The organism is Pseudomonas sp. MWU13-2862 (assembly GCF_023242495.1).
Taxonomy (GTDB): domain Bacteria; phylum Pseudomonadota; class Gammaproteobacteria; order Pseudomonadales; family Pseudomonadaceae; genus Aquipseudomonas; species Aquipseudomonas gingeri_D.
Map to the genome: position 1 here is coordinate 197927 of NZ_JALMEZ010000014.1, position 14721 is coordinate 212647.

Sequence of the window (14721 nt, forward strand, 5' to 3'; positions counted from 1 at the left end):
ATTTGGTTGCGGGAGCCGGATTTGAACCGACGACCTTCGGGTTATGAGCCCGACGAGCTACCAGACTGCTCCATCCCGCGTCTGTGTGGCGGCATTCTACAGCCGAACGGCGGGGTGTCAACCGTTAATGGTCCGTTTGGTCAAAATAATGTGCAAAACCTCGATTTGACCGGCTGCTTTCGCTAAGTGTCAGACAATCAAGGTTTTTTCAGGCTGCCACGTGAAAACACACACGCACAAAAAAGGCCACTCTTTCGAGTAGCCTTTTTTGATGTTTGGTTGCGGGAGCCGGATTTGAACCGACGACCTTCGGGTTATGAGCCCGACGAGCTACCAGACTGCTCCATCCCGCGTCTGTGTGTCGGCATTCTACAGAGAAACGCTGGGCTGTCAAACCCTAATTGAGGAAAACCCCTTTATTGTTCAACCGCTTAGCGCTTGAGGTGGGCTCTTCATCGGGGCTCGGGGCCATGCTGGGCAAGGCTTCCAGCTCTATCGACGAGTGCTTTTCGATTGAAAAAATAAATTAATAGGGGGTGTTTCCTACGAGTAAAGAGGAAGAATCAAACTACTGGTGCTATATACAGGTGTCGGTGAGATACTGCTGGCCTGTAGTGTTTCCGCTCCCTGAATGAACCTGTGTTTTCATGACGCAACGCAAAATCATCCACGTCGACTGTGATTGCTTCTACGCCGCCATCGAGATGCGTGATAACCCGAGCCTGGCCGGCAAGCCCATGGCGGTGGGCGGTTCAGCGGATCGGCGGGGGGTGATTGCCACCTGCAATTACGAGGCGCGAGCCTTTGGCGTGCGTTCGGCGATGTCGTCGCGGCATGCCTTGAGCCTGTGTCCGGACCTGGTCATCGTCAAGCCGCGCATGGATGCCTATAAGGAAGCGTCGAAGGATATCCAGGCGATCTTTCGCGACTACACCGATCTGATCGAGCCCTTGTCCCTGGATGAAGCCTACCTCGACGTGTCCGACAGCCCGCACTTTGCCGGCAGCGCGACACGCATTGCCCAGGACATCCGGCGCCGGGTCTCCAAGCAATTGCATATCACCGTCTCCGCCGGAGTGGCGCCGAACAAGTTTCTGGCCAAGATCGCCAGCGACTGGAAAAAGCCCAACGGATTGTTTGTGATCACACCGGATCAGGTGGAGGACTTCGTTGCCGGCTTGCCGGTCAACAAGCTGCACGGGGTTGGCAAGGTCACGGCGGACAAGCTCGGGCGGTTGGGAATTACCGATTGCCTGCAATTGCGCGAATGGGGCAAGTTGGCCCTGGTCCGCGAGTTCGGCAGTTTTGGCGAGCGCCTGTGGGGATTGGCCCGGGGCATCGATGAGCGGCTGGTGCACAACGATAGCCGGCGGCAGTCGGTGAGTGTCGAAAACACCTACGATGCCGACTTGCCGGACCTCGCCAGTTGCCTGGAAAAACTCCCCGAACTGATGGAAACCCTCGCCGGGCGCATTGCCCGACTCGACAGCAGCTATCGGCCGGGCAAGCCCTTCGTCAAAGTGAAGTTCCACGACTTTACCCAGACGACCCTGGAGCAGGCCGGGGCAGGGCGGGATCTGGAGGGTTATCGGCAGTTGCTGAGCCAGGCTTTTGCCCGAGGCGACCGGCCGGTGCGGTTGTTGGGGATTGGTGTGCGTTTGCAGGATTTGCGCGGTGGGCATGAACAGCTGGAGTTGTTCAGCGGCTGAAGCGATTAGTCTTCAGCCCGCTCGAACGCTTCAGTTGGCCGCGGGATCCGCCACCAGCCGCCCGGCTTTTTTGGTCAGGGTCTTGAGAAACTCACGCTGCAACTCGGGATCGTTGCGGGTCAGTTCGATCAGGCTCTGCTCCAGTTCGCTGGCTTCGTCCTCCAGCCCCAACTCCGACAGGCGCTTGACCCGATGCACCCATTGGTTGACGTCGTCACCCTCCAGGTCGTTGTAGATCAGGTCGTGGGCCTCCAGCAGCTTGCCGCGCAGCTTGCTGCTGATGGACAGGCTGGAGTCCGAGTGAATTTCACCCTGGGCATCTTCCACGCGGATCTGCAGGTTGCCGATGCGATACAGGTCCTGCTCGGCAAACGGGCTGTCCAGCAGGTTGAGGCGCAGCACGCCATTACGGTCGGTGGTCAGCTCGGCGGTCTGTTTGCCGGCGACTACTTCCACCGGGCGTTCGGACCACGGCAGGCTCGAGTATTCCGTACGCTTGTCGCGCTGGATTTCCTCGACCCCGGCCAGGTTCTGCTGGGCACGGCCGCCAGACTCGACGTTCATGAACGGATTGAGGCCGTCGATGCCGTCCTTGAGCCAGCCATGGGTCATGCTGTCCGGTATATGGCCGAGGGCAAAGATATTGGCCACATTGGCGCCGGCGCCACCGATCAGGGCCAGGACCCCGAGCGGCATTTCATAGACCTTGCGCCAGCCTTGATAAGGCGTGTAGCGATCATAACGACGGGTAACATCGAACTCGGTGACTTCGAAGGTCTTCTGCTCGTGAATCCGCACGCGACGTTGCGGCAGCTCGAGAACCTTGGGGTCACCGACATCGATCTGCAGGCTGTGAGCGAGCAGTTTGCGCTCGACACGCTCTTCATGCTCGCTGCGTTGTGACATCTGGTTGGCGCAGCCGCTGACCAGCAGGGCGCCGCACAAGGCGGCGCCCCCGAGGGCTAAGGTACTTCGATTGAACATGGGCGCTCTATCTGGACTCAGCGACGGATACGGGCCTGAAGGAAGGACAGCACGTCGGCGACCGGCAGCGCGTGCGCCTCGGCCTCGGTGCGGCTCTTGTATTCCAGGTTGCCTTCGGCCAGGCCGCGGTCGCTGACCACGATCCGATGGGGAATGCCGATCAGTTCCATGTCGGCGAACTTGATGCCCGGGCTGGTTTTCTTGTCGCGGTCGTCCAGCAGCACTTCGAAGCCGGCGGCCGTCAATTCGGCGTAGAGCTTGTCGGTGGCTTCGCGAACCTGTTCGGTTTCATAGCGCAGCGGTACCAGGGCGATCTGGAACGGCGCCAGGGAGTCGCTCCAGATGATGCCGTTGGCGTCGTTGTTCTGCTCGATGGCGGCAGCGACCACGCGGGACACGCCAATACCGTAGCAACCCATGGTCAGGGTCACCGGCTTACCGTTTTCGCCCAGGACCTGGCACTTCATCGCTTCGCTGTACTTGGTGCCCAGCTGGAAGATGTGGCCGACTTCGATGCCGCGCTTGATCTCCAGGGTGCCCTTGCCGTCCGGGCTCGGATCGCCGGCCACGACGTTGCGCAGGTCGGCCACGGTCGGTACGGGCAGGTCGCGTTCCCAGTTGACGCCGAAGTAGTGCTTGTCGTCGATGTTGGCGCCGATACCGAAGTCGCTCATCAGCTCGACCGAACGGTCGATGATGATCGGCAGCGGCAGGTTCAACGGGCCGAGGGAGCCGGCACCGGCACCGATGGCGTCACGCAGTTCGGCATCGGAAGCCATGACCAGCGGGCTGGCAACGCCTGGCTGGTTGGCGGCCTTGATTTCGTTCAACTCGTGATCGCCGCGGATGATCAGGGCAATCAGCTTGCCTTCTTCTTCGGCGTGGACGATCAGGGTCTTGACGGTCTTTTCGATCGCCAGGTTGTAGCCTTCGACCAACTGCGCAATGGTTTTTGCATCAGGGGTGTCGACCAGGCGCAGGGCTTCGGTCGGCGCCGCGCGCGAGGTTTCGCGAGGCACGGCTTCGGCCTTCTCGATATTCGCCGCGTACTCGGAGCCGTTGCTGAAGACGATATCGTCTTCGCCGGACTCGGCCAGTACGTGGAACTCATGGGAGCCGGCGCCGCCGATGGAGCCGTTGTCCGCTTCTACCGGGCGGAACTTCAGGCCCAGGCGGGTAAAGACATTGCAGTACGCCTGGTGCATGCGGTCGTAGGTGATCTGCAGCGAGGCCTGGTCGACGTGGAAGGAGTAGGCGTCCTTCATGATGAATTCGCGACCGCGCATCAGGCCGAAGCGTGGGCGGATTTCGTCACGGAATTTGGTCTGGATCTGGTACAGGTTGATCGGCAGTTGCTTGTAGCTGCTCAGCTCGTTGCGGCACAGATCGGTGATCACTTCTTCGTGGGTAGGGCCGGCACAGAAGTCGCGGTCGTGGCGATCTTTCAGGCGCAGCAGCTCAGGGCCATATTGTTCCCAACGACCGGATTCCTGCCACAGTTCAGCCGGCTGGATGCCGGGCATCAGCACTTCCAGGGCGCCGGCCGCGTTCATTTCCTCGCGCACGATGGCTTCGACCTTGCGCATGACACGCAGGCCCATGGGCAGCCAGGTGTACAGGCCGGAAGCGAGTTTGCGGATCATCCCTGCGCGCAGCATCAGCTGATGGCTGATCACGACCGCGTCGGAAGGTGTTTCTTTCTGTGTGGCGAGCAAATATTGACTGGTGCGCATGGTTGGCCGTTGTCGCTTGCTGATGACTGAAAATGACTGAGCATTGTACGGGTGTGATCCGGCGACGTACAGGCGTGTCGCCGCACCGCTCCGGGGGAGAGCGGTGCGGGCCTGTATTTACGGGGTTTCTTCGCCGACGGCGGTGGGTATCGCGCCTTCGCCACGGCTGGACTGATACCAGTGCAGGGCGATCAGGATCAGGGTCGGAATACCCATCACGGCGGTAATGATGAAGAACTTGTGGTAGCCGAACTTTTCCACCATCACCCCGGAATAACCGCCGATCAGGCGCGGCAGCAGGAGCATGATCGAACTGAGCAGGGCGTACTGGGTGGCGGAGAACTTCAGGTTGGTCAGGCTCGACAGATAGGCGACGAAGGCCGAGGTCGCCAGGCCCGAACTGAAGTTGTCCAGGGAGATGGTGACGATCAGCATCTTCAGGTTCGGGCCCATATCGGCCAGCAGCATGAACAGCAGGTTGGTCGCCGCCGAGGCCGCGCCGCCGATGAACAGGATCGGCAGGATGCCGAAGCGCACGATCAGCAGGCCGCCCATGCCGGCCCCGACCAGGGTCATGATCAGGCCGAAGATCTTGCTGACCCCGGCGATCTGGTCCTTGGTAAAGCCCTGGTCGATATAGAACACGTTGGCCATCACGCCCATCACCGTGTCCGACATCCGATAGGTGGCGATCAGCCCCAGCAATAGCAGGGCCTGCCAGCGATAACGGACGATAAAGTCGTTGACCGGCGTCAGCACCGGCGCCAGGCCGCGACGGCCCATGCTCGACAGGCAGAGGGTGGTGAGGATGGTGTAGAGAATGGCGCGCAGGAAGGCACGGTCTTCCAGCAGCAGGTCAAGCATGCTCCGGCCCTGGAACAGCACGCTGGCGAAATCGGTGTTGTAGAGCTGGGTGAACATCGCCGGTACCGAGACCAGCAGGACGATCAGCACGAAGACCGAGGACAGCTGGTGCACGAAGCTGTAGCGCCCGGCGGAGAGCTGGGTCCTTAGCGGCACTGGCGGTTCGCGCATGAAGAAGGTGGTGAGCAGCGCCGGAATCATCAGCAGGCCGAACAGCACGTAGGTGCCGGTCCAGGCCGAATGCTTGTAGCTGAAGCCGGTGGAACCGAAACCTTCGGCGATAAACAGCGCGCCGGCGGTGGCCAGCAGGGCGGCAACCCGATACCCCGACATATAGCTGGCAGCCAGGGCGGCCTGCTGGCTGTCGTTGGCGATTTCCAGGCGATAGGCGTCCACCGCGATGTCCTGGGTCGCGGAGGCGAAGGCCACGACAACAGCAATGGCGATCAGCCAGGACAGGTGTTTCTGCGGATCGCAGAAACCCATGCCGATCAACCCGAGGACGATCAGGATCTGCGCCAGCACCAACCAGGAACGGCGGCGCCCGAGTTTTCCGAGCAACGGCAGGCGCCATTGGTCGAGCAGCGGCGACCACACCCATTTGAAGGCGTAGGCGAGGCCGATCAGGCTGGCATAACCGATGGTTTCACGGGCCACGCCGGCTTCACGCAGCCAGACGGAAAGCGTGGAAAACACCAACATATAAGGCAGACCGGCGGCGAAACCGAGCAGCAGGAGCACGAGTGTCGAGGGGCTGGCATAAGCGGCGAGCGCGGCGCGCCAGGTTTTACGGGGCATGGGCTGGAATCTGCCTCAGGTTAACGGAAACAAAGCGCGCACTCTAACCGCTGTGCTCTATCGGGCGCCAGCCATGGCGCTTGATATCGACACGATTGTTCAGGACCGTCAGGCCTTCAGTCCGCAGCCGGGCGCGTTGTTCGTCGCCGGAGGGGCTGCCGGCGGGCAGGCTGATCCGACCGCCGGCACCCAGCACCCGGTGCCAGGGCAGGCTCGTGTCGGCGGGCAACTGGCTCAAGGTCCGTCCGACAAAACGGGCGGCACGCCCCAGACCCGCCAGCTCGGCCAGTTGGCCATAGGTCACGACCCGGCCTTCGGGCACTTGCGCCAGGGTCAGGTAGAGGGCGGTGCGGCGCATCTGTGCAGGGCTTTCGCCGCCGCTACTGTCGTCGGTCATTGAGGCAGTCCTGTTCGGGGATCTGGCTGCTTGTGTAGGTTATTTCTGTGAGTCATGGGTGATTATTGAACTAGGGTGTCGTTCAGTCGGTCACTCTTTGGTCAAGGTATTGCCCTGCGGGATAATGCCGGTTTTTTTCCGCAAACCCGAGTCCTCTCTCTGCTTATGTTATCCAGAACCCTGCTGTGCCTTGCTGTTCTCAGTGCCTCGACGCCGTTGCTGGCCGATACCGTCTGGTTGAAGAACGGCGATCGCCTGACGGGCAAGATCAGCCTGTTCGACGGCGGCAAGCTGTTGATCCAGACCGATTACGCCGGAGCGATCCCGGTGGACTGGAAGCAGGTCAAGACCCTGGAAAGCGACCAAGAGCTGCTGGTCAAGCAGGATGCCTACACGGGGGAGAAGGCCAAGTCCCTGAAAGCGGCGGCGGACGGCAAGGTGACGCTGGTCAACGGCGAGGCGCCGAAAACCGTCGACCTCGCGAGTATCAAGCAGATCGTCAAACCCAAGCCGGTGATCGAGGACCTGGTGTGGAAGGGCAATGTCGACCTGGCCCTGGACTACAAACGGGCGGATCAGGACACCGACGACTACGACATCGGCTTCAAGACCACTGCCCGCCATGGCGCCTGGCGGCATAATGCCCAGGGTGAGTACAACCGCGAGTTCCAGAGCAATATCGTGACCGCCAACAACTGGAACGTCGAGTATGCCCTGGACCGCTTTATCACCGAAAAGTGGTTCTGGCAGGGGCGCCTGACCTACAAGCGTGACTTCGTGGAAGAACTGTCGCGCCAACGCATCGTCGGTACCGGTCCTGGCTACCAGTTCTGGGACAATGAGCTGGGGGCGTTTTCCCTCGGTTCGCTGCTCAACAATACCGACTACGAGTACAGCAACGGCGACAAGAAGAACTTCTATTCGCTGGGGATGAAATGGGACTACAGCCGTAACCTGGTGGGCAAGACGGTGCAGTTCTTCACCAACGGCGAAGTGGGCAAGCCGTTGAGCGGGCCTTCGGAGTATTCCCTCGACGCCCAGATGGGCTTGCGCTACAAGGTCACCGAGTGGGCCTCATTGAACCTCAAGGCCGAGCGCAACGTGGTCCAGGGCGATGCGGAGAGCAGCCTGAACAAGACCCGCTACACGGCCGGCTTCGGCGTCGTCTGGTAATCGCACCGCTTCCCCGACCCTGGCCTCCGTCACAGATAACGTTTATTTTGTCACTGATTTTCATTCGCAAGTCCAAGGGCTTGCCGACGGTTTCTGACGAGGAGTCATAAAGGTGAGTACTGAAGTTGCCAAGAACGCCCGTGAGCTGCTGCTCAAGGAGTACCGGGGGGTGTTGTCCACGCACTCCAAGGCCATGCCCGGTTTCCCGTTTGGCTCCGTGGTGCCTTACTGCCTTGACGACCAGGGTCGGGCGCTGATCCTGATCAGCCGGATCGCCCAGCATACCCATAACCTGCAGAAGGACCCCAAGTGTTCCCTGCTGGTGGGCGAGCGCGATGCCGAAGACGTGCAGGCGGTCGGTCGCCTGACCTACCTGGCCGAGGCCGAAAAGCTCAGCGATCCCGAGGCGATCGAGGCAGCGGCCGAGCGTTACTATCGCTACTTCCCGGATTCGCGGAACTACCATCAGGCCCACGATTTCGACTTCTGGGTCCTCAACCCGGTGCGGCACCGCTATATCGGTGGTTTCGGCGCGATTCACTGGCTGGATCAGGTCACCTTGGCGAACCCCTTCGCCGGCAAGACCGAGATCAGCATGGTCGAACACATGAACAGCGACCACGCCAAGGCCATCGCCCACTACGTCGCCCTGGCCGGCCTGCCGGATACAGTGCCTGCGCAACTGGCGGGTATCGACACCGAAGGCATGCACCTGCGCATTGGCCAGGCGCTGTACTGGCTGCCCTTCGAAACACCTTGCAACACGCCGACACAAGTTCGCGAAGCCTTGGTTTCCCTGGCTCACGCCGAGCATTGGCCAAAAAAGGAAGCCGCTTCAGCTTGAATTCACAACCTGTCGACGTCATCTCAGGTTGAGTGGAAGGCATTCTTCCGTAGAGGAACCATTTGATGCGCGCTTTTTTATTGCTCTTTCTGCTGTTTCCGGTGCTAGAGCTGTATGTGTTTTTCCAGGTCAGTACCGCGATCGGGTTTTTCCCGGCCCTGGCGCTGATCATTCTCGGCTCGATGCTGGGTGTGCTGGTCCTGCGGGTTGCAGGGATCGCCACGGCGTTGCGGGCGCGGGAAAGTCTCAACCGCGGCGAGTTGCCGGCGCAGACCATGCTCGAGGGCCTGATGCTGGCCCTGGGCGGTGGCCTGCTGCTGCTGCCGGGGTTTATCAGCGATATTATCGGCCTGGTCCTGTTGTTGCCCATGACCCGCCGCCTGTTGGCCGACCGCATGCGTCGGCGCGTCGAAGAGCAGGCATTGCGTCAGCGGGCCTTTGCCGACGATCTGCAGCCCCGTGGTCCGTCGGGATCGGCGCCGGCCGCCAGTCGGCAGCCCCAGGTCATCGAAGGCGAGTTCGAACACCGCGATTCCTGATCGTCAGCACAACGACACGGCACCTTCGGGTGCCGTGTCGGTTTTCGGCACCACAAGGTAAAAAAAACGTCACCTCGCCCTTGAAATTACCTTTGGTGACCTTATGTAACGGTCACCGCAAGGTTTTGGCGAAAATCGCCAGACAGTCTTTCGCGGTTCGCTTGGCGAGCCGCAACCGGCAACGCCGGATTTGCTAAACCGGTCGGTATCGACATCGACCCTTGAAAACCATAATTAGGAGAGATCGACAATGAAGCTTCGTCCTCTGCATGACCGCGTCGTCATCCGTCGCAGCGAAGAAGAGAAAAAAACCGCCGGCGGTATCGTGCTGCCAGGTTCGGCTGCCGAGAAAGCCAACCACGGTATCATTCTCGCTGTAGGTACCGGCCGCGTGCTGGACAACGGTGAAGTCCGTGCGCTGGCCGTGAAAGTGGGTGACAAGGTGGTGTTCGGCCCTTACTCCGGCAGCAACACTGTGAAAGTAGACGGCGAAGATCTGCTGGTAATGGCCGAGAACGAGATTCTCGCTGTTCTCGAAGACTGATTCCCGCTCATTTTTCCCGTTACGACAAAGTATTCAAGGAATTACGATCATGGCTGCTAAAGAAGTTCTGTTTGGCGACTCCGCCCGCAAAAAAATGCTCAAAGGCGTCAACGTCCTGGCTGACGCGGTAAAAGCGACCCTGGGCCCGAAAGGCCGTAACGTGATCATCGAGAAGAGCTTCGGCGCTCCGACCATCACCAAGGACGGCGTTTCCGTTGCCAAGGAAATCGAGCTGGAAGACCGTTTCGAAAACATGGGCGCGCAACTGGTCAAGGACGTTGCCTCCCGTGCCAACGATGACGCTGGCGACGGCACCACCACCGCCACCGTACTGGCTCAGTCGATCGTCAACGAAGGCCTGAAGGCTGTCGCTGCCGGCATGAACCCGATGGACCTCAAGCGCGGTATCGACAAGGCGACCATCGCCATCGTCAAAGAGCTCAAAGCCCTGTCCAAGCCTTGCGCTGACACCAAGGCCATCGCTCAGGTCGGCACCATCTCCGCCAACTCCGACAGCTCCATCGGCGACATCATTGCCGAAGCCATGGAAAAAGTCGGTAAAGAAGGCGTGATCACCGTTGAAGAAGGCTCGGGCCTGGAAAACGAACTGTCGGTTGTAGAAGGCATGCAGTTCGACCGTGGCTACCTGTCCCCGTACTTCGTCAACAAGCCGGAAACCATGGTCGCCGAGCTGGACGGCCCGCTGATCCTGCTGGTCGACAAAAAAATCTCCAACATCCGCGAAATGCTGCCAGTACTGGAAGCCGTTGCCAAAGCCGGCCGTCCACTGCTGATCGTGGCCGAAGACGTTGAAGGCGAAGCCCTGGCGACCCTGGTTGTGAACAACATGCGCGGTATCGTCAAGGTCGCTGCCGTCAAGGCACCGGGCTTCGGTGATCGTCGCAAGGCGATGCTGCAGGATATCGCTGTCCTGACTGGCGGTACCGTGATCTCCGAAGAGATCGGCCTGAGCCTGGAAAGCACCACCCTGGACCACCTGGGCAGCGCCAAGCGCGTGACCCTGTCCAAGGAAAACACCATCATCGTCGACGGTGCTGGCGTTCAAGGCGACATCGAAGCCCGTATCGCTCAGATCCGTGCCCAGGTTGCCGATACTTCCTCCGACTACGACCGTGAAAAACTGCAAGAGCGTCTGGCCAAGCTGTCCGGCGGCGTTGCAGTGATCAAGGTCGGTGCTGGTTCCGAAGTTGAAATGAAAGAGAAGAAAGCCCGCGTTGAAGACGCCCTGCACGCTACCCGTGCAGCCGTTGAAGAAGGCGTGGTCCCTGGCGGTGGCGTGGCCCTGATCCGTGCCCTGCAAGCCATCAGCGAACTGAAAGGCGACAACGCCGATCAGGACGTCGGTATCGCTGTTCTGCGTCGCGCTGTTGAAGCGCCGCTGCGTCAGATCGCCGCCAACAGCGGTGACGAGCCAAGCGTCGTGGTCAACGAAGTCAAGAACGGCCAAGGTAACTTCGGTTACAACGCCGCGACTGGCGAATACGGCGACATGATCGAAATGGGCATCCTGGATCCAACCAAGGTGACTCGTTCGGCGCTGCAGGCAGCTTCCTCGATCGGCGGTCTGATCCTGACCACCGAAGCGGCAGTGGCTGAAGCACCGAAGAAAGACGGCGGTGCTGGCGGCGGTATGCCAGACATGGGCGGCATGGGCGGTATGGGCGGCATGATGTAAGTCGGCCCCACCTGCTACAAAGAAACCCCGCCTTGTGCGGGGTTTCTTTTTTTCGGCGAGTCATGGGCGCAGCGACTGCTTTTATCGCGCGGCTTGTCGCTGCCACAGGCTTGCCCTTAAGCTGCGCGGGCCAAGACATGGCCGTTACCGCGTACGGAGAGAGTACCCATGCGAATTCTACTGGTTGAAGACAACCGCGATATCCTCGCCAACCTGGCTGATTACCTGGGGCTTAAAGGCTATACCGTGGACTGTGCGCAGGACGGCTTGTCGGGCCTGCACCTGGCTGCCACCGAACATTACGACCTGATCGTGCTGGATATCATGTTGCCGGGTATCGATGGTTTCACCCTGTGCAAGCGCCTGCGTGAAGATGCCCGGCGCGATACCCCGGTGATCATGCTCACCGCCCGCGATCAACTGGATGATCGTCTGCAAGGTTTCAAGTCCGGTGCCGACGACTACCTGCTCAAGCCGTTCGCCCTGTCGGAACTGGCGGCGCGGATCGAAGCAGTCCTGCGCCGGGCCCAGGGCGGCGGACGCCGGGCCTTGCAGGTCGGTGAGCTGAGCTACGACCTCGATACCCTGGAAGTGACCCGCGAAGGGCGTCTGCTCAAGCTCAACCCGGTGGGCTTGAAGCTGCTGGCGGTGCTGATGCAGAAAAGCCCCCATGTACTGCGTCGCGAAGTCCTCGAGGAAGCCCTGTGGGGCGACGATTGCCCGGACAGCGACAGCTTGCGCAGTCACGTCCACCAATTGCGCCAGGTGATCGACAAGCCTTTCGAAAAGCCTTTGCTGCATACCGTACATGGCGTCGGCTATCGCCTGGCCGAAGGCCGCGATGGAGTTTAAACAGAGCCTTGCCCAACGCATCATCATCGCCTTTGCGCTGATGAGCGCCCTGGTGGCGGGGACCTTTGCCATAGGCATCGTGGCGACGGTTCACCTGGTTGAGGAAAGGCTGATTTCCGCGAGCCTGGGAGGCGATCTCCAGCGTCTGTTGCTGATGGACAGTGTCAATGACTGGAGCCATCGACCCGAGCCCGATCAACTGTTTTATTTCAGCGGCGGTCCGGGGGATTTCGCCTTGCCCAGGGATCTGCGTCATCTGGACGCCGGGTTCCACGAGGTGTTTCGCGACCCATTGTCCTACCACGCCATGGTCGAGGTGGTCGATGGTCGGCGTTACGTGCTGTTGCAGGACCAGAGTGACTTCGAAGAGCGTGAGCGGGTGTTGTTTGCCGTGGTGCTGGTGGGATTTGTCCTGGCCCTGGCCCTGGCTGTGTTTCTCGGCTGGATTCTCGCCCGGCGGGTGATGGCGCCAGTGGTACGCCTGGCCCGCCAGGTGCGTCATCGTGATCAGTTGCTCGGGCTGGCGCCGTCCCTGGCGCCGGATTACGCCGCTGACGAAGTGGGTGAACTGGCGGTGGCGTTCGACGCCACCCTCGGACGGCTGCGTGACGCCCTGACTCGCGAGCGCCTGTTCACCAGCGATGTCAGTCATGAGCTGCGTACGCCGCTGATGGTATTGGCGACCTCCTGTGAGCTGTTGCTGGAAAACCCGGCCATTGACCAGCGCGGACGCAATCAGGTCGAGCGCATTGCCCGGGCCTGCGAGGAAATGCGCGAGCTGGTGCAGACCTTCCTGATGCTCGCCCGGGCCCAGCGTGAGGACGCCAGCATGTCGCCGCAGGTCTCCCTGAGTCGGGTGGCGGATGACTTGATCGGATTGTGGCGTGCACCGATTGAAGAGAAGGGCCTGAGTCTGATCGTCGATCCCGGCAATCCTCCGGATACCCGCTATAACGCCACCTTCCTCCACGCCGTAATGGGTAACCTGCTGCGCAATGCCTTGCACTACACCGACCAGGGCTTTATCCGCCTGAGCCTGGAGCCGGCCGGGTTCGTGGTGGAAGACAGCGGCGTGGGGATTCCGGAAGAGAAGCGCGAAGCCATGTTCCAGCCCTTCGTACGGGGTAACGAAAAACGCGGTGAAGGCCTTGGGCTGGGCTTGTCTCTGGTCCAGCGGATCTGCGAAAACCAGGGTTGGCATGTCAGCCTGACCACCATGACACCCAATGGCTGCCGCTTTCATGTTGACCTGGGCGGGCCTGATACATGACCGGAAACGAAATGTTCACCTGGGAAAGGCCCGTCTTTGGCGCCCGGAAATACGCCAAGACGCGGCGGATGATCTCAAAAAGCTACGACACCACTCGTCGTTGAGTGCCACGGCACAGGGAAAACTGAGCTATTTTGAGGATAGATGTTCAGCAATACCATCAAAGGCTTATGGTAATGAAGTTAGAAGTCGCTCGAGGTTTGTTTCTGGTCAGTGCGCTGGCCGTGGCCTCCTTGGCCCTGGTGGTCTGGGAGCAGCCCGGTCCTGAGGTCCTGACTACCGCGGCCGGTGCCGGACATTGTCCTATGCCCCGTGTTGCCAAGGCGGCCGATGCCAAACCCGACCACGATCTTCTGTTGTTCATGTTCGGCCTTTCCCAAGGGCTCAAGCCGCAGAGTTGAAGTCGTCCTGTCTGTCTCCCAGGCCTCGCATTGATCGAGGCCTTTTTTATGTGCGCCGTTTGCTTCATTCAGCACCCGCTTTTGGACGCTGCGGGCCAGGATTGGATCCAGAAGTTCTTTTTTACCTGCCTGAGCGTGTAAGCCATTGCTTACATCTTGCGTAAGCGATCGAGGATAATTTACCGTCTCGATTGCTGAGTGTTTATCTTAACTAATTGAAATATATGGTTTTAAGTGTTTTTAATGGATCCAATCCTGAAGAGATGGCACTTTGGATCCTGTTGCAGCGACTCAGAAAGTCTTTAATATCGCCCCTGTGTCGACGGATAGACACGGCGATCAAGGACAGATTGCTGGAAGGAACATCGCGGGATGCGATTCATCAGGACGATGAAAGGGAAAAAAGGGACTAGGGAAAAAATGTGGGCGGGTCACACCGCCCCTTTTTTTTGCCTGTAGAAAAGTGAAGGCACAAAAAAAGGCCCGCAAGGGGCCTTTTTGTCGAGCGCGGTGCAATCAGCGTTCGAGGTGCTTGATCTTGCCTTTTTTGCCATCCCACTCTTCAGCGTCCGGCAGTGATTCTTTCTTCTCAGTGATGTTGGGCCAGATATCGGCCAGATCGAGGTTCAACTGAATGAACTCTTTCATGTCCTCCGGGACTTCATCCTCGGAGAAAATAGCCACAGCAGGGCATTCCGGCTCGCAAAGCGCGCAGTCGATGCACTCATCCGGGTGAATGACCAGGAAGTTCGGGCCTTCGTAAAAGCAGTCCACCGGACAGACTTCTACGCAGTCGGTGTACTTGCACTTGATGCAGTTGTCGGTGACGACGAAGGTCATTTCTAGTTCTCTCCTCAGGCGGCGGCAGCGAAACCCTATCAGAATGGGCTCGCCAGGTCTGGGAGCGATAGTCTGCG

14 protein-coding genes and 2 tRNA genes are annotated in these 14721 nt (G+C 60.0%); 9 read left to right on the forward strand and 7 right to left on the reverse strand.

Translation table 11 applies throughout. From position 1 onward, the window contains the following. Positions 1 to 3: 3 nt before the first annotated feature. Both M5C56_RS24390 and M5C56_RS24395 read right to left on the reverse strand, forming a co-directional pair. Positions 4 to 80, reverse strand: a tRNA-Met gene (locus M5C56_RS24390). 196 nt (positions 81 to 276) lie between these two features. Next, positions 277 to 353: transfer RNA gene (locus M5C56_RS24395), tRNA-Met, on the reverse strand. 294 nt (positions 354 to 647) lie between these two features. Here M5C56_RS24395 and dinB point away from each other — a divergent pair. Next, positions 648 to 1709 carry a DNA polymerase IV gene (gene dinB, locus M5C56_RS24400; protein ID WP_103498959.1) on the forward strand — a complete coding sequence of 354 codons (1062 nt, stop codon included), beginning with the start codon at positions 648 to 650 and terminating at the stop codon, positions 1707 to 1709. A gap of 30 nt (positions 1710 to 1739) precedes the next feature. Here the strand turns inward: dinB and M5C56_RS24405 are convergent, their stop codons facing one another. From M5C56_RS24405 to M5C56_RS24420, 4 genes are all read right to left on the reverse strand, one after another. Beyond that, complete coding sequence (locus M5C56_RS24405; protein ID WP_103498958.1) at positions 1740 to 2693, reverse strand: hypothetical protein; 954 nt, start codon at positions 2691 to 2693, stop codon at positions 1740 to 1742. 17 nt (positions 2694 to 2710) lie between these two features. Next, complete coding sequence (locus M5C56_RS24410; RefSeq protein ID WP_103498957.1) at positions 2711 to 4426, reverse strand: proline--tRNA ligase; 1716 nt, start codon at positions 4424 to 4426, stop codon at positions 2711 to 2713. Positions 4427 to 4543: 117 nt separating this feature from the next. Beyond that, a complete protein-coding gene (locus M5C56_RS24415) occupies positions 4544 to 6088 on the reverse strand; it encodes an AmpG family muropeptide MFS transporter (protein WP_103498956.1) in 1545 nt (514 codons plus the stop codon). Positions 6089 to 6131: 43 nt separating this feature from the next. Continuing rightward, a complete protein-coding gene (locus M5C56_RS24420; protein ID WP_100938638.1) occupies positions 6132 to 6485 on the reverse strand; it encodes an MGMT family protein in 354 nt (117 codons plus the stop codon). A gap of 165 nt (positions 6486 to 6650) precedes the next feature. On the opposite strand from M5C56_RS24420, the gene M5C56_RS24425 reads away from it, so the two are divergent. From M5C56_RS24425 to M5C56_RS24460, 8 genes are all read left to right on the forward strand, one after another. After that, positions 6651 to 7658: a DUF481 domain-containing protein gene (locus tag M5C56_RS24425; RefSeq protein WP_103498955.1), complete on the forward strand. Its 1008-nt coding sequence runs from the start codon at positions 6651 to 6653 to the stop codon at positions 7656 to 7658. Positions 7659 to 7770: 112 nt separating this feature from the next. Next, positions 7771 to 8502, forward strand: a complete 732-nt coding sequence (locus tag M5C56_RS24430; RefSeq protein WP_103498954.1) for a HugZ family protein — start codon at positions 7771 to 7773, stop codon at positions 8500 to 8502. Positions 8503 to 8567: 65 nt separating this feature from the next. Next, on the forward strand, positions 8568 to 9041 hold the full coding sequence (locus M5C56_RS24435) for an FxsA family protein (protein ID WP_103498953.1): 474 nt from the start codon (positions 8568 to 8570) through the stop codon (positions 9039 to 9041). A gap of 250 nt (positions 9042 to 9291) precedes the next feature. After that, complete coding sequence (locus tag M5C56_RS24440; protein ID WP_103498952.1) at positions 9292 to 9585, forward strand: co-chaperone GroES; 294 nt, start codon at positions 9292 to 9294, stop codon at positions 9583 to 9585. 49 nt (positions 9586 to 9634) lie between these two features. Next, on the forward strand, positions 9635 to 11281 hold the full coding sequence (groL, locus tag M5C56_RS24445) for a chaperonin GroEL (protein WP_103498951.1): 1647 nt from the start codon (positions 9635 to 9637) through the stop codon (positions 11279 to 11281). Positions 11282 to 11449: 168 nt separating this feature from the next. Next, the gene (gene colR / locus M5C56_RS24450) at positions 11450 to 12133 is read left to right on the forward strand and encodes a two-component system response regulator ColR (RefSeq protein ID WP_103498950.1); all 684 of its coding nucleotides are present in this window, start codon (positions 11450 to 11452) and stop codon (positions 12131 to 12133) included. Beyond that, entirely contained in the window at positions 12123 to 13403 is a 1281-nt protein-coding gene (locus M5C56_RS24455; RefSeq protein ID WP_103498960.1) for a HAMP domain-containing sensor histidine kinase, read from the forward strand. Before colR ends, M5C56_RS24455 begins: the two co-directional genes overlap by 11 nt. A 176-nt stretch (positions 13404 to 13579) precedes the next feature. Further along, positions 13580 to 13804, forward strand: coding sequence for a hypothetical protein (locus M5C56_RS24460; RefSeq protein WP_103498949.1), 225 nt, complete (start codon positions 13580 to 13582; stop codon positions 13802 to 13804). A 516-nt stretch (positions 13805 to 14320) separates the two neighbouring features. Here the strand turns inward: M5C56_RS24460 and fdxA are convergent. Next, entirely contained in the window at positions 14321 to 14644 is a 324-nt protein-coding gene (gene fdxA / locus M5C56_RS24465; protein WP_103498948.1) for a ferredoxin FdxA, read from the reverse strand. Between the last annotated feature and the right edge of the window lie 77 nt (positions 14645 to 14721).